17 protein-coding genes are annotated in these 23,188 nt (G+C 59.4%); 9 read left to right on the forward strand and 8 right to left on the reverse strand.

Translation table 11 applies throughout. The features are described 5' to 3' along the window. Window positions 1–336 precede the first annotated feature (336 nt). Genes dnaA through gyrB form a run of 4 tightly spaced genes read left to right on the forward strand, consistent with a single transcriptional unit; the run spans window position 337 to window position 6,319 of the window. On the forward strand, window positions 337–1,704 hold the full coding sequence (gene dnaA / locus FBAL_RS00005; RefSeq protein WP_041251383.1) for a chromosomal replication initiator protein DnaA: 1,368 nt from the start codon (window positions 337–339) through the stop codon (window positions 1,702–1,704). A 13-nt stretch (window positions 1,705–1,717) separates the two neighbouring features. Further along, complete coding sequence (gene dnaN / locus FBAL_RS00010; protein WP_013343522.1) at window positions 1,718–2,818, forward strand: DNA polymerase III subunit beta; 1,101 nt, start codon at window positions 1,718–1,720, stop codon at window positions 2,816–2,818. Beyond that, on the forward strand, window positions 2,818–3,885 hold the full coding sequence (gene recF, locus FBAL_RS00015; RefSeq protein ID WP_013343523.1) for a DNA replication/repair protein RecF: 1,068 nt from the start codon (window positions 2,818–2,820) through the stop codon (window positions 3,883–3,885). Before dnaN ends, recF begins: the two co-directional genes overlap by 1 nt. 16 nt (window positions 3,886–3,901) lie before the next feature. After that, on the forward strand, window positions 3,902–6,319 hold the full coding sequence (gene gyrB, locus FBAL_RS00020) for a DNA topoisomerase (ATP-hydrolyzing) subunit B (protein WP_013343524.1): 2,418 nt from the start codon (window positions 3,902–3,904) through the stop codon (window positions 6,317–6,319). Between the two features lie 167 nt (window positions 6,320–6,486). Here the strand turns inward: gyrB and FBAL_RS00025 are convergent, their stop codons facing one another. The 3 genes from FBAL_RS00025 to glyQ form a co-directional block, all read right to left on the reverse strand. Further along, a complete protein-coding gene (locus FBAL_RS00025; RefSeq protein ID WP_013343525.1) occupies window positions 6,487–7,524 on the reverse strand; it encodes a GMP reductase in 1,038 nt (345 codons plus the stop codon). Window positions 7,525–7,748: 224 nt separating this feature from the next. Then, window positions 7,749–9,842 carry a glycine--tRNA ligase subunit beta gene (gene glyS, locus FBAL_RS00030; RefSeq protein WP_013343526.1) on the reverse strand — a complete coding sequence of 698 codons (2,094 nt, stop codon included), beginning with the start codon at window positions 9,840–9,842 and terminating at the stop codon, window positions 7,749–7,751. Between the two features lie 7 nt (window positions 9,843–9,849). Then, window positions 9,850–10,761, reverse strand: a complete 912-nt coding sequence (glyQ, locus tag FBAL_RS00035; protein WP_013343527.1) for a glycine--tRNA ligase subunit alpha — start codon at window positions 10,759–10,761, stop codon at window positions 9,850–9,852. A 116-nt stretch (window positions 10,762–10,877) separates the two neighbouring features. On the opposite strand from glyQ, the gene FBAL_RS00040 reads away from it, so the two are divergent. Next, a complete protein-coding gene (locus FBAL_RS00040; RefSeq protein ID WP_013343528.1) occupies window positions 10,878–11,447 on the forward strand; it encodes a DNA-3-methyladenine glycosylase I in 570 nt (189 codons plus the stop codon). 54 nt (window positions 11,448–11,501) lie between these two features. Here the strand turns inward: FBAL_RS00040 and FBAL_RS00045 are convergent, their stop codons facing one another. The 4 genes from FBAL_RS00045 to fadB all read right to left on the reverse strand — a co-directional run bounded on the left by FBAL_RS00045 (window position 11,502) and on the right by fadB (window position 18,542). Continuing rightward, entirely contained in the window at window positions 11,502–14,696 is a 3,195-nt protein-coding gene (locus FBAL_RS00045; protein ID WP_013343529.1) for an amidohydrolase family protein, read from the reverse strand. A gap of 117 nt (window positions 14,697–14,813) precedes the next feature. Beyond that, window positions 14,814–15,059 (reverse strand): sulfurtransferase TusA, encoded by a 246-nt coding sequence (tusA, locus tag FBAL_RS00050; RefSeq protein ID WP_013343530.1) that lies wholly within the window; start codon window positions 15,057–15,059, stop codon window positions 14,814–14,816. 154 nt (window positions 15,060–15,213) lie between these two features. Beyond that, window positions 15,214–16,377, reverse strand: coding sequence for an acetyl-CoA C-acyltransferase FadA (gene fadA / locus FBAL_RS00055; RefSeq protein ID WP_013343531.1), 1,164 nt, complete (start codon window positions 16,375–16,377; stop codon window positions 15,214–15,216). An 11-nt stretch (window positions 16,378–16,388) separates the two neighbouring features. Next, window positions 16,389–18,542: a fatty acid oxidation complex subunit alpha FadB gene (gene fadB / locus FBAL_RS00060; protein ID WP_013343532.1), complete on the reverse strand. Its 2,154-nt coding sequence runs from the start codon at window positions 18,540–18,542 to the stop codon at window positions 16,389–16,391. A 174-nt stretch (window positions 18,543–18,716) separates the two neighbouring features. Here fadB and pepQ point away from each other — a divergent pair, with 174 nt between their 5' ends. The 4 genes from pepQ to hemG are packed head-to-tail and all read left to right on the forward strand — an operon-like array spanning window position 18,717 to window position 22,705. Then, window positions 18,717–20,036, forward strand: a complete 1,320-nt coding sequence (gene pepQ, locus FBAL_RS00065; protein ID WP_013343533.1) for a Xaa-Pro dipeptidase — start codon at window positions 18,717–18,719, stop codon at window positions 20,034–20,036. Then, window positions 20,036–20,656, forward strand: coding sequence for a YigZ family protein (locus FBAL_RS00070; RefSeq protein ID WP_013343534.1), 621 nt, complete (start codon window positions 20,036–20,038; stop codon window positions 20,654–20,656). Before pepQ ends, FBAL_RS00070 begins: the two co-directional genes overlap by 1 nt. Before the next feature lie 53 nt (window positions 20,657–20,709). Next, complete coding sequence (locus FBAL_RS00075) at window positions 20,710–22,167, forward strand: TrkH family potassium uptake protein (protein ID WP_013343535.1); 1,458 nt, start codon at window positions 20,710–20,712, stop codon at window positions 22,165–22,167. A 13-nt stretch (window positions 22,168–22,180) separates the two neighbouring features. Further along, the gene (gene hemG, locus FBAL_RS00080) at window positions 22,181–22,705 is read left to right on the forward strand and encodes a menaquinone-dependent protoporphyrinogen IX dehydrogenase (protein WP_013343536.1); all 525 of its coding nucleotides are present in this window, start codon (window positions 22,181–22,183) and stop codon (window positions 22,703–22,705) included. Here the strand turns inward: hemG and FBAL_RS00085 are convergent. Next, window positions 22,700–23,017 carry an ArsR/SmtB family transcription factor gene (locus tag FBAL_RS00085; protein ID WP_013343537.1) on the reverse strand — a complete coding sequence of 106 codons (318 nt, stop codon included), beginning with the start codon at window positions 23,015–23,017 and terminating at the stop codon, window positions 22,700–22,702. The genes hemG and FBAL_RS00085 overlap by 6 nt on opposite strands. Between the last annotated feature and the right edge of the window lie 171 nt (window positions 23,018–23,188).

The raw sequence follows: 23,188 nt of genomic DNA on the forward strand, positions 1-23,188 counted from the left end.
AAGACGACCCATGCCGTCAATGGTGATGACAGCAAAGTCTTGCTGGAGATGAAAAGTACTAGTTATTGTGGATAACCTTGTGCATTCACCCCAAGATATAGACAGGCCGATCCAGATCAGATCGGCGCTGGTGGAATTATAGGGATCATCGCGATCCCTTTCCAGCCCTTTAAGATCGCGGATTTAGCTAAACCCCCATAACGATCCCCTGATCGGATCCTGCGGCAAAGATCAAGGATCATTTCTGGGGATAACCTCCTGGTTTGCTATAGCGATCACTGCCCAAGGCGGGTAAAATTGATCCTCTTTTGGACTGACAACCTTGGGGCTTTTGCGGTGAGTTTACCGGTATGGCAGCAGTGCGTTGAGCGACTCCGCGATGAGTTGCCGGCACAGCAATTCAGCATGTGGATCCGCCCTTTACAGGCAGAGCTCATGGGCGACACCCTGGTCCTCTATGCACCGAACCGTTTCGTGCTGGACTGGGTGCGGGACAAATACCTGAACTCCATCACTGCGTTCCTTGCGGAAACTTTGGGCGACCAGGCCCCGGCGCTGCAGTTTGATATTGGCAGCAAGCCGGAAGCGCGTCCCAAAGTGGACATCGGCACCCCGCGTCCGGCGGCGGCCGTTCCGGCCAGCCCCGTTCGTACTGAGCCGCCGGCCAGCAGCAACCAGAGCGTTCGCAGCAACATCAACCCCAACTACCAGTTCGACAACTTTGTAGAGGGTAAGTCCAACCAGTTGGCCCGTGCTGCGGCCAGTCAGGTGGCGGACAACCCCGGTGGCGCGTACAACCCGCTGTTCCTCTATGGCGGCACTGGCCTGGGTAAAACGCACCTTCTTCATGCTGTGGGTAACGGCATCATGAAGCGGAAACCCAACGCCAAAGTGGTTTACATGCACTCTGAACGCTTCGTTCAGGACATGGTAAAAGCCCTGCAGAACAACGCCATTGCCGAATTCAAACGCTACTACCGTAGCGTCGACGCCCTGCTGATCGATGACATCCAGTTCTTTGCCAACAAGGATCGATCCCAGGAGGAGTTCTTCCACACCTTTAACGCGTTGTTGGAAGGCAATCACCAGATCATCCTGACCTCAGATCGGTATCCGAAAGAGATCGATGGCGTGGAAGATCGCCTGAAGTCTCGCTTCGGCTGGGGTCTGACCGTGGCGATTGAGCCGCCGGAGCTGGAAACCCGGGTGGCGATCCTGATGCGCAAGGCGGAGGAGAGCAATATCCACCTGCCGGACGAAGTGGCGTTCTTTATCGCCAAGCGTTTGCGCTCCAACGTCCGTGAACTGGAAGGGGCACTGAACCGGGTTATCGCGAACGCGAACTTCACCGGACGCCCGATCACCATTGATTTCGTTCGTGAAGCCCTGCGAGACCTGCTGGCATTGCAGGAAAAGCTTGTTACGATTGACAACATTCAGAAGACGGTTGCCGAGTACTACAAGATCAAGGTGGCCGACTTGTTGTCAAAACGTCGTTCGCGTTCCGTGGCGCGGCCGCGCCAGGTGGCGATGGCCCTGGCCAAAGAATTGACCAATCACAGCCTGCCTGAGATAGGCGATGCCTTTGGTGGCCGCGACCATACTACGGTGCTTCATGCCTGCCGCAAGATTGAACAGTTGCGGGAGGAGAGTCATGACATCAAAGAAGACTACGCGAACCTGATCCGTACCTTGTCCTCCTGATGGGTGAGTGAACATGCAATTTGTCATCAACAGGGAAACCCTGCTGAAACCGCTGCAACTGGTTTCTGGAGCCGTTGAGCGGCGACACAACCTGCCGATTCTGGCCAATGTGTTGCTGGAAGTAAGTGGTAACTTACTTAAGGTGACCGGCACCGACCTGGAGGTCGAACTGATCGGCCAGGTTGAAGTGGAAGGGGATATCCAGCCGGGCCGCACCACCGTGCCTGCCCGCAAATTCCTCGATATCTGTAAAAGTCTGCCTGACCAGGCCGAACTGCGTATTGAGCAGCAGGACAACCGCTTGCTGATCAAGTCCGGCCGTAGCCGATTCTCGCTCTCCACCCTGCCGGCGGATGAGTTTCCGGAGATCGGCGACTGGAAAGGCGAGCTTCAGTTTACTTTGCCGCAAGGGGTACTGAAGTCGTTGATCGAGGCGACTCAGTTCTCCATGGCGCATCAGGACGTCCGTTACTATCTCAACGGCATGCTGTTTGAAACCGAAGGTAATGTACTGCGTACCGTGGCCACCGATGGCCACCGTCTGGCGGTCAGCCACCGGGTGATTGAAGCCTCTCTGCCGGAGAAGCAGGTGATCGTACCCCGCAAAGGGGTGATTGAGCTGAGTCGTCTGTTTGAGGACGAGCAGGCTGAGATCACTCTGTGCATCGGCGAAAGCAGCATCCGCGCGGTGACTCGTGATGCCATCTTCACCTCCAAACTGGTGGATGGCCGGTTCCCGGACTACCGTCGCGTATTGCCCAAAGATGGCGATAAAGTGGTGGTGGCTGAGCGTGACGCGCTGCGCCAGGCGTTTGCCCGTGCCTCCATTCTCTCCAATGAGAAGTTCCGTGGCGTTCGCCTGTTGCTGGAGAACGATCGCCTGACCATCACCGCCAACAACCCTGAACAGGAAGAGGCGGAAGAGGTACTGGACCTGGCTTACCCCTACACCTCACTGGAGATCGGCTTCAACGTCTCCTACGTGCTGGACGTGCTGAATGCCCTGAAGCAGGAGAACGTCAAGATGGTGCTTGGTGAGGCCAACAGCAGCGCCCTGTTTGAGAACGCGGATAACGATGAATCACTCTACGTGGTGATGCCGATGCGACTCTGATGGGGATTGACCGTCTTCATATCCAAAATCTCCGTAATATTCAGGCCGCCACGCTGGAACCAGCCGGTGGCCTGAACCTTATTTACGGCGATAACGGCAGTGGCAAAACCAGTGTGCTGGAAGCGATCTGGTTTCTCAGCGTGGGCCGCTCTTTCCGCACTCACCTCGCGCCTCGGGCGATCCGCCACGATGAACCTAACCTGGTGTTGTTTGCCCGTACCACGGCAGGCGAGAAGTTGGGTTTACGACGGGGAAGGGATGGCGACAATGAGGTGCGGATTAATGGTGAGCGGCCGGAACGGCTGGCGGATTTGGCGGCGTGCCTGCCACTGCAGTTGATCAGCCCCGAGAGCTTCGCACTGCTGCTGGAGGGCCCCCAGGCCCGACGTGAATTTATCGATTGGGGGGCGTTTCACTCAGACCCTCAATTTATCGGCATCTGGTCGCGCTACCGGCGTCTGCTTAAGCAGCGTAATCAGTTATTGCGACAACAGGCGCCCGATCACCAGTTCGCCATTTGGGACAAGCAGTTAAGCGAATATGGCGAAGCGCTGACGGCGATACGGAAACGCTGGGTAAGCTCGTTAAATGACACTTTGACGGGTATAATAAATCAGTTTTTGCCCGACCTTCCGATCCGGGTCAGCTTCAGCCAGGGGTGGGACAGTAAATCCCCGCTCTCTGCGCAGATCCAGGGTCAACTGGAGCGCGACAAACAGCTTGGGTATACGGTGTCCGGTCCGCACAAGGCGGACCTGCGCCTGCGGGTGGGCAACCTGCCGGTGCAGGATGGATTGTCCCGCGGTCAGCTCAAGTTACTGGTGTGTGCGCTCAAGATCGCTCAGGGCAAGATCCTGGGACAGAAAGACACCAGCCGAGGTTGCATCTATCTGGTGGACGATCTGGCATCCGAGCTGGATGAGAGCCACCGGACGCTGTTGCTGGAACAGCTTATCTCCACGGGCGAGCAAGTGTTTGTGACCGCCATTGAACCGGGCCAGCTGGCCATGATCCCCTGGGATAAACGGTTTCACGTGGAACAGGGTCGGGTAACCGAACAGAATTAATCAACGAGACAGGCGAATGGCAGAAAATAGCTACGATTCCTCGAGTATTAAGGTACTCAAAGGCCTGGACGCAGTGCGTAAGCGCCCGGGTATGTACATCGGTGACACCGACGACGGTACCGGTCTGCACCACATGGTGTTTGAGGTCGTGGATAACTCCATCGACGAAGCCCTGGCGGGTCACTGCAGCGACATCGTGGTCACCATCCATGCCGACGGTTCTGTTTCCGTACAAGATGATGGCCGGGGTATCCCGGTGGACATGCACCCGGAAGAGGGCGTGTCCGCGGCTCAGGTGATCATGACCGTACTGCACGCCGGCGGTAAGTTCGACGACAACTCCTACAAAGTCTCCGGTGGTCTGCACGGGGTGGGTGTGTCGGTGGTGAACGCGCTGTCCGACAAGCTGGAACTGACCGTTCGTCGTCAGGGCCACATCCATGAGCAGGAGTACAGCCTGGGTGACCCGGTTGCCCCGCTGAAGGCCGTAGGCGATACCGACAAAACCGGTACCACCATCCGATTCTGGCCGAGCTCTCAGATCTTCTCTGACACCACCTTCCATTACGACATCCTGGCCAAGCGCCTGCGTGAGCTGTCGTTCCTGAACTCCGGTGTCTCCATCCGTCTGGTGGACGAGCGTGATGCCAAAGAGGATCACTACTGCTACGAAGGCGGTATCCACGCCTTTGTTGAGTTCCTCAACCAGAACAAGACCCCGGTGCACCAGCAGGTGTTCCACTTCACCATCGAGCGCGAAGATGGCATCGGTGTGGAAGTGGCGATGCAGTGGAACGATGGTTTCCAGGAAAACATCTACTGCTTTACCAACAACATCCCGCAGCGGGATGGTGGTACTCACCTGGCTGGTTTCCGTGCCGCGCTGACCCGTACCTTGAACAACTACATGGACAAGGAAGGCTACAGCAAGAAGGCCAAGACCAGCGCTTCCGGTGATGATGCCCGTGAAGGTCTGACTGCGGTAATCTCGGTCAAGGTGCCGGATCCGAAGTTCTCCTCCCAGACCAAAGACAAGCTGGTGTCCTCCGAGGTGAAGACCGCGGTAGAGCAGACCATGGGTGAACAGCTGCAGGACTTCCTGCTGGAGAACCCGGGCGACGCCAAAACCGTTGTAAGCAAGATCATCGATGCAGCCCGTGCCCGTGAAGCGGCCCGTAAAGCCCGCGAGATGACCCGCCGTAAAGGCGCCCTCGACCTGGCTGGCCTGCCCGGCAAGCTGGCGGACTGCCAGGAGAAAGACCCGGCACTGTCCGAACTGTACATTGTGGAGGGTGACTCTGCGGGCGGTTCCGCCAAGCAGGGTCGTAATCGTAAGTACCAGGCCATTCTGCCGCTGAAGGGTAAGATCCTGAACGTAGAGAAGGCCCGTTTCGACAAGATGCTCTCCTCTCAGGAGGTGGCCACCCTCATCACCGCGATGGGCTGTGGTATCGGTCGTGACGAGTACAACCCGGACAAAACCCGCTACCACAACATCATCATCATGACGGATGCTGACGTGGACGGCTCCCACATTCGTACTCTGCTGCTGACCTTCTTCTACCGTCAGATGCCGGAGCTGATCGAGCGTGGCTACATCTACATTGCTCAGCCGCCGCTGTACAAAGTGAAGAAGGGCAAGCAGGAGCGCTACATCAAAGATGAAGCGGCCCTGACTGAGTACCTGACCAGCCTGGCTCTGGACAACGCTTCGCTGCACGTGAACCAGGATGCCCCGGGCATCAGCGGTGAGCACCTGGAGCGACTGGTGAATCAGTACCGCGAAGTTCAGGATGTAGTTGAGCGTCAAAGCCGCCGTTTCCCCAAGAGCCTGCTCAACAAGCTGGTCTACGTTCCGGGACTGTCTGAAGGCAGCCTCAAGGACAAAGCGGAGATCACCGAGTGGACTGAGCGTCTGGTGTCTGAGCTCAACGAGCTGGACCTGGAAGGGGCGACCTACCGCTACGAACTGCAGGAAGAGAGCGAGCGTGGCCTGTGGCTGCCTAAGCTGGTGCTGCGTCAGCACGGTGTGGAAAGCAACTACCTGCTGACCTTCGACTTCATCAACTCCAGCGACTACGGCCGCATTGTTGCCCTGGGCAACGCCATTGGTGACCTGATGGAGGAGGGCGCTTACGTCCGCCGTGGCGAGCGTACCCTGCCGGTAGACAGCTTCGAGAAGGGCCTGACCTGGCTGATGAACGAGTCCAAGCGTGGCCTCTACATCCAGCGCTATAAAGGTCTGGGCGAGATGAACCCGGACCAGCTGTGGGAAACCACCATGGATCCGGAAACCCGCCGTATGCTGCGCGTGACCATCGAAGACGCCATCGGTGCCGATCAGCTGTTCACCACCCTGATGGGTGATCAGGTAGAGCCGCGTCGCGACTTCATCGAGAAGAATGCGCTGTTGGTGGCGAATCTGGACGTGTAATCGCGCACAGCCTCAGACAAAAAAGCAGCCTTCGGGCTGCTTTTTTATTGGCTGTATTCCGCTCTCTGCTGCCGTTGAGCAAAAGCGCCAGATATGTTTCACGTGGAACATGGCAAAAAAAACGCTGCCCCTGGGCAGCGTTTCTGTTTCGCGTTGGTTCAGGCCGCTCAGTTAAAGATGCGGTTTTCCTGCTCCTGTACGCGGATAAAGGTGGTGCGCTTGGTCAGCTCTTTCAGCTTGGAGGCGCCCACGTAGGTGCAGGTGGAGCGAACGCCACCAAGGATGTCCTGGACGGTGTTCTCTACCGGACCACGGAAGGGCACCAGAACGGTTTTGCCTTCGGATGCGCGGTAGGTGGCAACACCACCGGAGTGCTTGTTCATGGCGGTGTCAGAGCTCATGCCGTAGAACTGCATCATCGGCTTGCCGTCTTTCTCTACCAGCTCACCGCCGGCTTCTTCGTGGCCAGCGAACATGCCGCCGATCATCACAAAGTCGGAACCACCGCCGAAGGCTTTGGCGACATCACCCGGACAGGTGCAACCGCCGTCAGAAACGATCTGACCACCCAGGCCGTGGGCTGCATCGGCACACTCGATAACGGCAGACAGCTGCGGGTAACCCACACCGGTCTTAACACGGGTGGTACATACGGAACCCGGGCCAATGCCCACCTTAACGATGTCGGCGCCGCTGATGATCAGCTCTTCCACCATCTCACCGGTCACCACGTTGCCAGCAACGATAACACGGGTCGGTTGGGCTTCACGTACTCGGCGAACAAAGTCGACAAAGCTCTGCTGGTAGCCGTTGGCCACATCGATGCAGATAAAGCGCAGTTTCGGGTTGGCTTTGAGGATGGCACTCAGCTTTTCGAAGTCGGCCTGAGAGGTGCCGGTGGACACCATCACGTGGTCGAAAATGGTCTCCGGTTGAGTGGCCAGCCAGGCAGTCCACTGCTCGACAGTGTAGTGCTTGTGTACGGCGGTCAGCATCAGGTGCTGCGCCAGGGCTTCGGCCATCTCAAAGGTACCGACGGTATCCATGTTGGCGGCGATAACCGGGATGCCGGTCCAGCTGCCTTCGGCGTGCTTGAACTGGAAGGTACGGCGGATGTCGACCTGAGAACGGCTGGACAGAGTAGAACGCTTAGGACGGAAAAGTACGTCTTTAAAGCCCAGTTTCAGATCCGCTTCGATATGCATGGAGATACCCTATTTCAAATATAAACTTCTATGAAATCAGGGCAGATGACGGGAATAGAGGAGGCTATTCAACCGGTACATCTGGCCTAATCAATTAGCACGCGCACCGGTTTTGGGCATTCTAACGACAGATCCTTCTGAAGCAAGATCTCTCGTTAGAACACTGTGTTCCGTAGAAAGGAAAAAGGCCACCCGAGGGTGGCCTTTTGTTTAAATACAACAGCTTACTGTTGAAGCAGGGAGATATCCGCGACCTGCATAAACAGTTGGCGCAGCTGTTTGAGCAGCGCCTGGCGGTTGGCGCGCAGGGCCGGGTCTTCCGCATTCACCATCACGGCTTCAAAGAAAGCGTCCACCGGTTCGCGCAGATCGGCCAGGGCCAGCAGCGCATTCTGGTAGTCGCCAGCGGCGAACATCGGCTCTACTTTGGCGGCCACCTGGGCCACGATATCAGCCAGTACCTTCTCGGCATCATCCTGCAGCAGGGCGGCATCAACCTGATCGGCAATCGGGCCTTCTACTTTGGCCAGGATGTTGCCCACGCGCTTGTTCGCGGCTGCCAGAGCTTCTGCGGCGTCGAGGCTGCGGAAGTGCTGTACCGCTTTCACGCGGCGGTCGAAGTCCACCGGACGGGTCGGACGAACGGCCAGCACGGCCTGAATTACGTCAGCCGGGAAACCCTCTTCCTGATACCAGGCGCGGAAACGGCCCAGCATAAAGTCGACCACCTGGTTGCAGATCTCGGCGCCTTTCTTGCCGTCGGCATCCAGTTTTTCCTGCTCGGCGAACAGGCTGTAGCTGAAAGCGGCCAGGTCAAACAGGTCCAGCGGCAGCGCTTTATCTACCGCAATGCGCAGGATACCAATGGCAGCACGACGCAGGGCGAAGGGGTCTTTATCCGCTTTCGGCGGCTGGCCGATGCCGAAGATGCCCACCAGGGAATCCATCTTGTCAGCAATCGCCAGTGCCTGAGCCACACCGGAGGAGGGCAGCTCATCGCCGGCAAAGCGCGGCTGATACTGCTCATTCAGAGCAACGGCAACGGCTTCAGCTTCGCCATCATGGCGGGCGTAGTGCATGCCCATGATGCCCTGGGTGTCGGTAAACTCGAACACCATGTTGGTCATCAGGTCGCACTTGGAGAGCTGACCGGCACGGGCGGCGTGAGCGCGGTCAGCGCCAATCAGGCCAGCGATGTGCTCAGCCAGAGCCTGGATGCGGTCGGTCTTGTCTTTCAGGGTACCCAGCTGTTTCTGGAACAGCACGGTTTCCAGACGCGGCAGCAGGGATTCCAGAGTCTGCTTCTTATCGGTTTCGAAGAAGAATTCGGCGTCGGCCAGACGGGGACGCACCACCTTCTCGTTACCGGCGATCACCACAGCGGGGTCTTTGGACTCCAGATTGGAGACAAAGATGAACTTCGGCAGCAGCTTGCCTTCGGCGTCGTATACCGGGAAGTACTTCTGGTCACCCTTCATGGTGTACACCAGTGCTTCAGCAGGGACGGCCAGGAACTTCTCTTCGAAGGAGGCGGTCAGCACCACCGGCCATTCAACCAGAGAGGTTACCTCTTCCAGCAGCTCGTCATCGAGATCCGCGTGGCCGCCGATCTCGGCAGCCGCAGCCTGGATGTCGGCAACGATTTTGGCTTTACGACGCTCGTAATCGGCGATCACCTTGCCTTGCTCTTCCAGCAGGGCCGGGTACTGTTCGGCGTGCTCAATGGTAAGTACCTGCTCACCCATAAAGCGGTGACCCAGCAGGGTGTTACCACTGGCTTTACCCAGAATGGTGGCCGGCAGCAGGTGCTCGCCCAGCATCAGGGTCACGGTTTGTACCGGACGGATAAACTGGGTGTCGTAGGCGCCCCAACGCATCGGCTTGGGGATAGGCAGCTTGGCCAACGCTTCGCTGACCATCTGGGGCAGCAGCTCAGCAGCACTCTGGCCTTTTACCTCGGCTTTGTGCAGCAGCCATTCGCCCTTATCGGTAGCGATGCGGCCCGCTTCAGCCACGGTGATGCCGTTGGAACGGGCCCAGCCTTCAGCGGCTTTGGTGGGGTTGCCGTCGGCATCGAACGCGGCCTGTACTGCCGGGCCACGTTTCTCAACGATTTTGTCAGCCTGTTGGGCCGCCAGCGCGCTGACCTTGATAGCCAGGCGACGGGGGGAGGCGAACCAGGTCAGGTCACCGTAAGGCAGCTCAGCCGCATTGAGGCTGTCCACCATATTGGCGGCAAAGGATTCGGCCAGGGTACGCAGCGCCTTCGGCGGCAGTTCTTCGGTACCGATCTCTACCAAAAAAGTCTGTTGTTCCATTACTGCCTCATTTCGCCGGTTTGCACATCGGGAAGCCCAGGGCTTCACGGGACGCGTAGTAGGCTTCCGCCACGGCCTTGGTCAGGGTGCGGATGCGCAGGATGTAGCGTTGACGCTCGGTCACCGAGATCGCCTTACGGGCGTCCAGCAGGTTGAACGCGTGAGCGGCATCGAGGATGCGCTCGTAGGCGGGCAACGGCAGCGGCTTCTCCAGCGCCAGCAGCTTCTGACACTCCTTCTCGGACTGGTCGAAGTGGGCGAACAGGAAGTCGACGTCGGCGTGTTCGAAGTTGTAGGTGGACTGCTCAATCTCGTTCTGCAGGAACACGTCACCGTAGGTGATGGTGCCGAACGGGCCGTCACACCAAACCAGGTCATAGACGTTGTCGACGCCCTGGATGTACATGGCCAGACGCTCAATACCGTAGGTGATCTCACCGGTTACCGGCTTACACTCGAGGCCACCAACCTGCTGGAAGTAGGTGAACTGGGTCACTTCCATGCCGTCGAGCCACACTTCCCAGCCCAGACCCCAGGCACCCAGAGTCGGGTTTTCCCAGTTGTCTTCCACAAAGCGGATGTCGTGCACCTGAGTGTCTACACCCAGTGCGCGCAGGGAACCCAGGTAGAGATCCTGGATGTTGTCCGGGCTCGGCTTCAGCATCACCTGGAACTGGTAGTAGTGCTGGAGACGGTTGGGGTTTTCGCCGTAGCGACCGTCGGTAGGACGGCGGGAGGGCTGAACGTAAGCGGCGGCAAAGGGCTCCGGGCCCAGAGCACGCAGGCAGGTGAGTGGGTGGGAGGTTCCTGCTCCCACTTCCTTGTCCAGAGGCTGGACAACGGCGCAGCCTTGCTGGGCCCAGTAGTCCTGCAGGGCAAGGATCATGCCCTGGAAGGTCTTGGTATCATACTTCTGCATGGGATCGACCTGAATGCGGTAGAAAATGACGGTAAATGGGGGTGATTATACCCTGTGCTACGGTCGAATGTAGGTTAAATTTTATGCCCGGAGCCGTTGAGCCATAAGGAAAAGCGATGAGTGAAGGACGATGCACTTGGTGCGGGGACGATCCCCAGTATGTGGCCTACCACGACAATCAGTGGGGCCGACCGGTCTACGACAAATATGAGCTGTTCGAAAAGCTGTGTCTGGATGGTCAGCAGGCGGGACTATCCTGGCTGATCATTCTGCGCAAAACCGAGCACTACCGAACCGCTTTTGACGGCTTTGATCCGGCCAAGATAGCGCAATACGATGAGGCCAAAGTGGAGGTCTTATTGCAAAACCCCGGCATTGTCCGTAACCGGCTTAAGGTGAACTCCATCATCCGTAACGCCAAAGCCTTTTTGGCGATGGAGCAACAGGGCATCGATTTCAGTGCGTTTCTTTGGGATTTTGTCGGAGGGCAGCCAAAACTGAACCATTGGCAAACCACCGCCGAATTGCCCGCCACCTCAGCCGAGTCTGATGCCATGAGCAAAGCGCTGAAGAAGGCGGGCTTTAACTTTGTGGGGTCCACCATCTGTTATGCCTTTATGCAGGCGGTGGGGATGGTGAACGACCATCTGGTCAGCTGCCCACAGCACGCGGAATGTCAGCGCTGATCGGATTGCAAAAAAAGGGGAGCCGCAGGCTCCCCTTTTTGGTTGGGCCATCAGTTACAGGCGGGTCTTCTCGAAGAAGAAGGCCTGTCGCTCTTCACCCTTGCTGTCGATGCGGTCCATGGTCGCGGCATCGTACAGGCGGCCGTTGACCATGGTGTACTGCACCTTGTCACTGTCGCGAATGTTCGCCAACGGGTCACCGTCAATCACCACCAGGTCAGCCAGTTTACCCGGCGTGACGGAGCCAAGCTGGTGATCCATACCGAAGTGGATGGCTGGATTGAGGGTGGCGGTTTTCAGCGCTTCAAGGTTGCTCATGCCGCCCTGGGCGAACATCCAGATCTCCCAGTGGGCACCCAGACCTTCCCGCTGTCCGTGGGCACCGATGTTGCTGTGAACGCCAAGGTCGCCCACCTCTTTGGCTCCGCGCGCCACATTAAAGTGGTTGTAGTGCTCATCCGGCGCCGTCGGGCGACGCATGGCGCGGCTGCGCAGAATGTCATTGGGGACATAAGCGGACAGGCGAGGGTGGTTCCACACCTCGGTTTTGTCGTACCAGTAGTTCTCGCCCCAGATGCCACCATAGGCCACCACCAGAGTGGGGGTGTAACCCACTTCGGTCTGAGACCAGAACTGTTTGATGTCGTCATACAGTTTGGCGGCGGGCAGGGAGTGTTCGATGCCGGTATGACCGTCGGCGATCATGCTCAGGTTGTGCTGCAGCAGTGAACCCCCTTCCGGTACCACCATCATCTCCAGTTCACGGGCGGCGGCCACCACCTGCTGACGTTGGTTACGGCGGGGCTGGTTGTAGCTCTTCACACTGAACGCGCCCACGGCTTTCAGACGCTCAAGGTGGAATTTGGCGTCCTCGTAGCTGTCGATGTGGGCGGTGTAGCCCGGGCTGTTGGCACCGTACAGAATGGTGCCGGTGGAGAAGATGCGGGGACCGGCGATGATGCCGGCTTTTTGCATCTCGCTGGCGGCGAACACCTCTGTGGTGTCGTTGGAGGGGTCGTGGATGGCGGTGACCCCCAGTGCCAGACCGGCGTAGTTGATCCAGTTCTGCTGAGGGATGATCTCGTCCTGACCCTGGGAACCGTGAGCGTGGGCATCGAAGATCCCCGGCATCAGGGTTTTGCCCTGGATGTCGATCACCTGAGCACCCTCGGGCACGGCCACCTCATCGCGGCTGCCGACGGCGGCAATCTTGTTGTTTTCAACAATCACCACGGCGTCCTGCAGGACGTTGTCGCCCTCCATGGTGATCACCTGGCCACCCACAAAAGCGATGGTTCCACGTGGAACATCCGCGTCGGCTTTAAAGCCAATGTTGGTGATGCTGGGTTCCGCTTCCAGTTCGCTGCCGGGATCCAGCAGGCCGTCCAGAGACACCTGGTACAGGTTCGGGCCCAAGCTCCAGTGCAGGGACTGGCCATCGAGGCGCCAGCTGATGTTTTCACCGGCGCGTTGGGACAGCTGTTTCACTGGCAGGCTGCCACCGTCCGGGCCCAGGTGCAGGGTTTCACCGTGTTGGGCAAACGGGGTGAGGAACACCTTAAAACGCTCGGCAAAGGCCAGGTGCTTGCCGTCCGGGGACACATGCCATTCGCTGGCGTGATCGGAGGTAAAGTGCACCCGCTCTTCGAAACCGTGGGTGCCGACGCTGGCCAGGGCGGTTTTACCCCCCTCCATGGTGGAGAAGAACACGCGGTCAGACTGGCCCCCGAAGTGCGGGGTGTGGCCGCGGCGGCTGATGCGCTGTGGCTCCGCTTTCTTGGCATCGAGGTCGACCCAGTAGATGCCCGGCTCGCGGTTCCAGCTGCGGGGGGTGATGTAGTAGCCCTTGGACTTGCGGAACACCAGCGCCTCACCATCCGGAGAGAAGGCCGGTTCGACGTACTTGCCTGGTTCAACGGTAATCACGGTATTGCGCTTGCGACGCAGGTCGCGCACCACCACCTGGCCCTGCTCTTTATCGTCCCAGGTGACGTAAGCCAGTTTGCGGCCATCGCGGGACCAGGCCGGGAACAGTTCGAAGGTGTCGTCTTGGCGGGTCAGTCGCTGGGGTTTGCCATCGGGCAGGCTGCGCAGCCAGATCTTGCCGAGGGCTTCAAAGGCCACCTGCTCGCCATCCGGGCTGATCTGCACCTGGCGCAGCATCTTCAGGTCGAAGCGGTCTTCGTCCAGGTTTTGCTGGAAGCGCAGAGCCGGCTGCACCTGCTTATCCACGGTGACCTGGAAGGGGATCGCTTCCACCTCACCGGAGTCGAGGGTGAGCTTGCGGATCTCGCCGCCCGCCCAAAACAGGATGGCATCGTTATCCGGAGTCCAGGCCATGGTCGGGTACACACCGTGGATGGCCCAGGTCTCCTGCATATCGCGGTCGAGGTCAGCGTACACCTGACGCTTGTCGCCGGATTCCAGGTCATAGAGGTAGAGGGCGCTCTGGAACCCGTCGCGGGCGATGTAAGCCAGCTGGCGGCCATCCGGGCTCGGGGTGGGGCGAATGGCCCCGCCGCTGCCCTCCAGCAGCACTTCGATCTCACCGGTCTGGCGGTCGTAGCGCTGAATCTTGTAGATCCCTTTTACCGAATCCTTGGAGTAGTGGAAGGTTTTTCCAGGCGTGGCGTCCTGGGAGAAGTAGATGTAGCGACCGTCCGGAGAGAAGGCGGGCTCACCCAGGTCTTTCTGATCATTGGGGCGCTCAGTCAGCTGAATCCCTTTGCCGCCACTGATGTGGTACATCCACACCTCACCGGCGCCGAGACTGCGTTGGGCGGTGTAGTGTTTGCGGCCCACCAGGTATTGGCCATCCGGGCTCCAGGCCGGGCTGTTCAGCAGGCGGAAGGTCTCCTTGGTGACCGGCTGCATATCGCTGCCGTCCAGTTTGACGGTCCAGATGTTGTCGCCGCCATCCTGATCGGAGGTAAAGGCGATGCGCGTGCCGTCGGGGCTGAAGCGCGGCTGCATATGCCAGGCGATGCCTTTTACCAGCGGCGTGGCGTCACCGCCGCCGATGGGCATGGTGTAGATGTCGCCGAGCAGGTCGAACACCAGGGTCTTGCCATCCGGGCTGATGTCCAGGTTCATCCAGGTGCCTTGGGAGACATTAATCTGGATGGTTTCCATCGGACCTTGCGGGGCATTGACGTCCCAGGTGGGCTTATCGTCGGCGGCGAGAATCGGGGTACTGATCAACAGGCCGGCGCCGAGCAGGGCGGCGGCGAGGGGGGAGGTTCGAAACATGACACGTCCTGTAGTCTTGTTGTTATGCCTATGTATACAAAATTCATAGTACCAAGATCACAGGAAAAACGAATAGGGCGGCCGAAGCCGCCCCATGGGAATTTGTGTTGGGATGTGTCAGAGGCCCTTGCGGATCAGGTAACGGTAGGGCGCCTGCTCGGTTTCACTGGCCACCAGAGTGTGGTCCATAAACTGGCAGAAACTGGGAATGTCGCGGGTGGTGGACGGGTCATCCGCGGTCACCAGCAGGGTTTCACCGTCGGCCATATTGCGCACGGTTTTGCGCACCATCATCACCGGTTCCGGACAGCGCAGTCCGATGGCATCAAGGGTGTGTTGGGCGCTAACAAAAAGTTCTGACATGGTGAAACTACCGAAGACTTAACGATGAGGCGGCTATGATACGCCGACGCGGTATCCGATCAACTCCTGCTCATTTTTTGAGCCTAGCAGAGTGATCCGGGTATCAAAAAAGGGCAGCCTGAGCTGCCCTTTTGTGGTTATCGCGTTGGACGCGTTATACCCGCTCAAACACCGTGGCGATGCCCTGACCCAAACCGATGCACATGGTGGCCAGACCCAGGGTGGCGTCCTTGTGCTCCATCAGGTTCAGCAGGGTGGTGGAGATGCGCGCGCCGGAACAACCCAGCGGGTGCCCCAGGGCGATGGCGCCACCATTCAGGTTCACCTTGTCGTCCACCTGATCCATCAGGCCCAAGTCTTTCACGCAGGGCAGGGACTGGGCCGCGAACGCTTCGTTCAGCTCCACCAGGTCGATGTCCTGGATGGTCAGGCCGGCACGTTTCAGCGCCTTCTGGGTCGCCGGTACCGGACCGTAACCCATGATGGAGGGATCGCAGCCTGCGATGGCCATCGACTTGATGCGGGCACGGATAGGCAGCCCCAGCGCTTTGGCCTTGGCTTCGCTCATCACCAGCATGGCGGCGGCGCCGTCAGACAAGGCTGAGGAGGTGCCAGCGGTCACGGTGCCGTTGACCGGGTCGAACACCGGGCGCAGTGCACCGAGGCTCTCGACGGTGGTCTCCGGACGAATCACCTCGTCATGGCGCACCTGGATCAGGCTGCCGTCGGCGTCGTGACCTTCAATGGCGACGATCTCGTTGTCAAAGCGGCCTTCCAGAGTGGCGGCGTGGGCACGCTGGTGAGAGCGGGCACCAAAGGCGTCCTGCTGGGCACGGGTGATGCCGTGCATCTTACCCAGCATCTCTGCGGTCAGGCCCATCATGCCGGCGGCCTTGGCCACGGACTTGGCCAGTCCCGGGTGGAAGTCCACACCGTGGTTCATCGGCACATGACCCATGTGCTCGACACCGCCGATGATAAAGGCGTCGCCATCACCCACGGCAATGGCGCGGGTGGCGTCATGCAGTGCCTGCATGGAGGAGCCGCACAACCGGTTCACGGTCACTGCGCCAACCGATTTGGGCAGGCCCGCCAGCAGAGAGGCGTTACGGGCAACGTTGAAGCCCTGCTCCAGCGTCTGCTGAACACAGCCCCAGATCACGTCTTCCAGTTCGTTCGGGTCCAGCGCCGGGTTGCGGATCAGCAGCTGGCTCATCAGGTGAGCGGAAAGGGTCTCCGCTCGTACGTTGCGAAATACCCCGCCCTTGGAACGGCCCATCGGGGTACGGATGCAATCGACAATAACAGCCTGGTTCATCTTCTCGCTCCTTACTGTCCTTGATAGAAACGAGCGCCCTGGGCGGCCATTTCACGGAGTTTATCGGTGACCTGGTACAGCGGGCCCAGGTGGGCGTACTGGTCGGCCATGGCGACAAAGCGGTCGAGGCCGATGGTATCCAGGTAGCGGAAGATGCCGCCGCGGAAGGCGGGGAAACCGATACCGTACAGCAGTGCCATGTCGGCTTCCGCCGGGGAGGCGACGATGCCCTCTTCGAGGCAGCGCACGGTTTCGTTGATCATCGGCACCATGGTGCGGGCGATGATGGTTTCGGCATCGAACGACTTGGGTGCGCCGTAGGCGTCGGTCAGCATGGCCAGCGCCGCGTCATCAACGGTCTTCTTCGGCTTGCCCTTGCGGTCCGGGGCGTACTGGAAGAAGCCTTTGCCATTCTTCTGGCCGTAGCGGTCAGCCTTGAACATCAGGTCAACCGGATCGTTTTCCATCTTGCCCATACGCTCCGGGAAACCGGCAGCCATTACGTCGAGGCAGTGGTGGGCGGTGTCGATGCCGACCACGTCGAGCAGGTAAGCCGGGCCCATCGGCCAGCCAAACTGCTTGCTCATGACTTTGTCGATCTGCTGGAAGTCGGCGCCCTCTTTCAGCAGCAGGCTGAAACCGGCGAAGTAGGGGAACAGCACACGGTTAACGAAGAAGCCGGGGCAGTCGTTGACCACGATGGGGGTTTTGCCCATCTTGGCGGCGTAGGCGACCACTTTGGCCACGGTCTCGTCGCTGGTCTTGGCACCGCGAATCACCTCAACCAGGGGCATACGATGCACCGGGTTGAAGAAGTGCATACCGCAGAAGTTCTCCGGACGCTTGAGGCTCTGGGCCAGCAGGTCGATGGAGATGGTGGAGGTGTTGGACGCGAGCACCGCATCCTCCGCCACGACGCCTTCCACTTCGGCCAGCACAATCCCTTTCACCTTGGGATTCTCCACCACCGCTTCCACCACCACGTCGGCGTGGGCCACCGGGGCGTAATCCAGGCTGGGCACGATGTTGTTCAGTACCTTGGCCATGCCATCGGGCTTGAGACGACCGCGCTCAACCTGCTTACCCAGCAGCTTGGCGGCTTCGTTCAGGCCGAGATCAAGCGCCGGTTGGGCGATGTCTTTCATCACCACCGGGGTGCCTTTCACGGCAGACTGGTAGGCGATGCCGCCACCCATAATGCCGGCACCCAGTACCGCTGCCTGCTCGACCGGTTTGGCCAGCTTGGTGGCTTTCTTGGCTTTGCCTTTGACGTACTGGTCGTTGAGGAACAGGCCGATCAGCGCAGTGGCCACATCGGTTTTGGCCAGCTTAATAAAGGCGGCGTGTTCACCCTGCAACGCTTCAGCACGACCCTGGCCGGACACCTGCTCAATCAGCGCGACTGCAGCGTGTGGGGCGGGGTAGTGCGGGCCGGCTTTCATCGCCACCATACCTTTGGCGGTGGTGAACGACATGGCCGCTTCAATCTTGGAGAGGGTCAGGGGAGCCTGCTTGCGGGCACGACGGCTCTGCCAGTCGATCTCACCGGCAATGGCACGTTTCAGCATGGCCACGGCGGCGCTGCTGAGCGCGTCCGGTGCCACTACGGCGTCAATGGCACCCACCTGCAGCGCCGCGTCAGGGCGGTGCTCTTTACCGGTGGTGATCCACTCCAGCGCATTATCGGCGCCAATCACGCGGGGCAGGCGAACGGTGCCGCCAAAGCCGGGGATCAGGCCCAGCTTGGTTTCCGGCAGGCCGATGCGGGCGCTGCTGTCCGCCACTCGAAGGTCACAGGCGAGAATCGCCTCGCAGCCGCCACCCAGAGCGTAGCCATTGATGGCAGCAATGGTGGGAACCGGAAGATCTTCGAGCTTATTGAAGATGAGGTTGGTCTCTTCCAGCCAGTGTTGCAGCACCGATTCGGGCTCAGCAAACAGGGTCAGGAATTCGGTGATGTCGGCACCGACGATAAACGCGCCTTTGGCGGACGCCACCACCAGGCCCTTCAGGTCAGGCAGGTCATGGAGAACATTGAGGGCGTTGTGGAAGTGCGTCAGGGTGTTGCGGTCGAACTTGTTGACGGAGCCTTCGGCATCGAAGGTCATCTGGGCGATGCCGGGTTCCAGCCAATCGACGCTGAGGGCATTACTCTCAAAGATCATGGTTGGGTTCCTTTTTTACCACATCCGAGTGATGGCATTGTGAGCAAGTGTGAGGCGGGTCACGGTAAATTGCAACACCTATTTAAAACGGGTGTTTAAACTCCGTGGCATGAATTGCCCCAAGCCCGGTGATACACTCCGGGCATTCAATGCTGAACGACTGCCGAGTACGCGATGGAACGACTAGCCCACACCTATCCAGACCACATCCAGACCCTGCGCCAACGTGCCGATGCACTGCTCGCTGAGCATGAGCTGGAGGGGATGATCATCCACGCCGGTGAACCGCACCGAATCTTCCTGGATGATATGGACTACCCCTTCAAGGTTAACCCGCATTTCAAGCACTGGGTGCCGGTAGTAGACAATCCTCATTGTTACCTGGTGGTGAAGGCGGGCGAGAAACCCACTTTGCTGTTCTATCGTCCGGTGGATTTCTGGCACAAGGTGCCGCCGCTGCCGACCGAATACTGGGTTGAGCAGGTCAACCTGGTGGCCTTTGCCAAGTTGGATGAGGTGGCCGGCCTGCTGCCGGCAGAGCGCAGCCGGTTTGCTTATATTGGTGAGCATTCACAGCGTGCTGCCGAACTGGGGCTGAACCTGATCAATCCGCAGGCCCTGATGGACGCGCTGCACTTCCGTCGCAGCATTAAGACTGACTACGAGATCGCCTGTATGGATGAGGCCAACCGCATTGCGGTACTGGGCCACATCGCGGCCCGCGATGCCTTTCTGGCTGGCGGTTCTGAGTTTGCCATTCAACAGGCTTATCTGACGGCCACCGAACACGGTGAGAACGATGTGCCTTACGGCAATATCGTCGCCCTGAATGAGCACAGCGCCATCCTGCACTACACCAAGCTGGAGCGTCAGGCGCCCGAAGAAAGCCGCAGCTTCCTGATCGATGCTGGTGCGGCCGTTAACGGCTACGCCGCTGACATCACCCGAACCTACGCCAAAGACCCGGACAGCCGCTTTGGTCGCCTGGTGGCCGCCATGGATGAGGCTCAGCTTGAGATCATCGACGCCATCCGCCCGGGCCTGCGTTACACCGAGCTGCATGAGATGATGCACCGCAAGGTGGCGGAACTGATGGTGCGCTTTGAGCTGGCCAACGCCACTGCCGAGCAGGTGTTTGAATCCGGCCTGACCCGCGCCTTCTTCCCCCACGGTCTGGGCCACCCCATCGGCCTGCAGGTGCATGACGTTGCCGGCTTTATGCAGGACGAGCAGGGTACCCACCTGGCGGCACCGGAGGCATACCCGGCGCTGCGCTGCACCCGTGTGCTGGAGCCGGGCATGGTGGTCACCATCGAGCCGGGTCTGTACATCATCGACACCCTGATCGAGGCTCTGCCTGCCGAAGCCCGTGCGCTGCTCAATACCGCCGTGATCGACGAGTTGCGTCCCTTTGGTGGCATCCGCATCGAAGACGATGTGGTGGTGACCGAAAACGGCATCCTCAACCTGACCCGGAAGCACGGCCTGGCCTGATGACCGAGGCGTTCGTGGTACCGGCCGCGCCGGTGCAGGTGGAGGAGATCATCAAACGCAGCCGTTTTCTGACGGTGATTGAGCGCATCCACAATGGCGCGGAAGCCCGCGCCCTGCAGGCGCGTCTGAAAGCGCAGCACCCGGAGGCCAGCCACCACTGCCTGGCCTTTGTGGCGGGCCCGCCCGGTTGCACCCGGGATATTGGTGCCTCGGACGATGGTGAGCCGGCCGGTTCTGCCGGTCGGCCAATGCTGAATGTGTTGCTGGGGGCCGAGGTGGGTCAGCTGGCGGCGGTGTCCGTGCGCTACTACGGCGGCACCAAGTTGGGGGTGGGGGGCTTGGTCCGGGCTTACGCCGGTGGCGTTAAGCTGGCGCTGGAATCCCTCACCACCATCCCCTTTGTGCCTATGGCGACCGCCAGGGTGCGGGGTGGCTACGGGGACGTTACCCTGTTGGAATATCTGGTGGCCCAGCATCAGGGCGAGGTGGTTGAGCAGCAGTTCAGCACCGAAGTGTGCCTGACCCTGTCACTGCCTCAGGCGGCGCTGTCAGCGTTCGAGGCGGATCTACGCCAACGCAGTGGCGGAAGACTATCGCTGGATAAACCGTCTCAGGGGTGAATACGGTGCCGCTCTCAAGTATCCTAGCGGCAAAGTAATTCATCAAACTGTCAATGGAATACCGGACCATAACCCGGATCATCGGCCTGTTGGTGGCGCTGTTCAGTACCACCATGCTGCCTCCGGCCCTGATTGCCGTGATCTATAAAGACGGAGGCGGTACCACCTTCGTTCAGGCCTTTGTGCTCTCCTTAGTATTGGGGCTGCTGCTCTGGTACCCCAATCGTGATGCCAAACAGGAGCTTCGCTCACGCGAAGGCTTCCTTATTGTGGTGCTGTTCTGGACGGTACTGGGCTCCATCGGTGCAATCCCGCTGGTGCTGGCGGACTCTCCTAACCTCAGCTTTACCGACGCCATGTTTGAGGCCTTCTCGGCCCTGACCACAACCGGCGCCACGGTGATCACCGGACTGGATAACCTGCCCAAAGCGATCCTGTTCTACCGCCACCTGCTGCAATGGCTCGGCGGCATGGGGATCATTGTATTGGCGGTCGCGGTACTGCCGATGCTGGGCGTTGGTGGCATGCAGCTGTATCGCTGTGAGACGCCGGGGCCGGTCAAAGACAACAAGATGACGCCGCGCATCGCTGAGACCGCCAAGGCGCTGTGGTACATCTACCTGACGCTGACTATCGCCTGTGCACTGGCGTACTGGCTGGCGGGAATGAACCTGTTTGATGCGGTAGGCCACGCCTTTTCCACCGTATCCATCGGTGGCTTCTCCAGTTACGATGCCAGTATGGGCCACTTTGACAGTCGGCTGATCAACGCCATCTGTGTGGTGTTCCTGCTGATTGCGGGGGTGAATTTCAGCCTCCACTTTACCGCCTTCGGTCGTCGTGGCGTCAACCTGAAGACCTACTTCCGCGACACCGAAGTGAAGGTGTTCCTCGGCTTCCAGCTGGGGGTTACTGCGATCTGCTTCCTGGTACTGCTGAACAGCGGCATCTACGATTCTCCGGAATCCACCCTGGACCACGCCATGTTCCAGGCGGTATCGATCTCCACCACCGCCGGCTTCGCCACCCAGAGCTTCTCCGAGTGGCCGCTGTTCCTGCCCATTCTGCTGATCCTGGCCAGTTTTATTGGTGGCTGTGCCGGCTCGACCGGTGGCGGCATGAAGGTGGTGCGCATTGTGTTGCTGCTGAAGCAGGGCGGACGTGAGGTGAAGCGCCTGATCCACCCCCGGGCGATGTACGCCATCCGCCTGAACAACAAGGCGGTGGGCGACCGGGTGATTGATGCGGTGTGGGGCTTCTTTGCCGCTTACGCTGGCCTGTTTGCCCTCTTTATGGTGGCGCTGATCGCCACCGGCATGGATGACATCACCGCGTTCAGTGCCACCGTGGCCTGTCTGAATAACCTGGGCCCGGGTCTGGGGGCGGTGGCCAGTCACTTTGGTGACATTACCGATACGGCAAAATGGTTGCTGGTATTGGCCATGCTGTTTGGCCGACTGGAGATTTTCACGCTGCTGGTGCTGTTCTCACCGGCGTTCTGGAAGAGCTGATAAGGAGCGGGTAATGACGCGGGTATTGATTCTCTATTCCACGGTAGATGGCCAGACCCGGCGCATTGCTCAGCGTATCGAAGCGCAGCTCCAGGCTCAGGGCCAACAGGTGACGCTGGCGGATCTGAGTGAGGGGGCGGCGCTGTTGCCTCAGGCCGATAAAGTGGTGCTGGGGGCGTCGATTCGCTACGGCAAATTCCGGCCTGAGCTGATGGCGTTTATTGAGGCCAATCTGGCGGCGTTGTCAGAGCGGCCCAGCGCGTTTTACAGCGTCAATCTGGTGGCCCGAAAAGCCAACAAGAATACGCCACAGACTAACCCCTACATGCTCAAGTTCGTGGCCCGGAGCCCGTGGCAACCGACGTTGTTGGGGGTGTTTGCCGGTAAGCTGAATTACCCCATCTACGCCTTCTGGGACCGCCAGGTCATCCGCTTTATCATGTGGATGACCAAGGGGCCCACCGCCGCAGATGCGGTGGTGGAGTACACCGATTGGGAAGAGGTCGAGCGCTTTGCCGGGCGGGTTGCCGCGTTATAAGGCTTCCGGCGCGCAGTAGATGCTGTGCAGGGTGGAGAGGATGGCTTCCACTTCGCGGCTGGCCAGGCGATACCACACCATCTGTGCCTCTTTGCGGGTGCTGACCAACCCCTCTTTGCGCAGCACCGCCAGATGCTGAGACAGGGCTGATTGGCTCAGCGGCACCTTATCGTTCAACTCCCCTACCGTGAGCTCTTTCTCAAGCAGCAGGCAGAGGATCATCAGGCGATGACCATTGGCGATCGATTTAAGCAGACGTGAGGCCGCTTCGGCGTTTTCCGCCATGTCGGAAATATCGATGTTCAGCGCCATAACCACCTCGTAGAAAAATTAGACAGGACTAATATTAATTCTATCCGCCAGGTTTGTTAATACTTAGAGCCAGATCCCGTTTTTTCGTTAACCCTTGTCCTAGGTCCGGGGCTTTGTGATCCCCGGCTCTGCAAAGGGCGAGGGCTGGGGTCACACTGAAAGACCCAATCC

It is taken from the genome of Ferrimonas balearica DSM 9799, from assembly GCF_000148645.1.
Lineage (GTDB): Bacteria > Pseudomonadota > Gammaproteobacteria > Enterobacterales > Shewanellaceae > Ferrimonas > Ferrimonas balearica.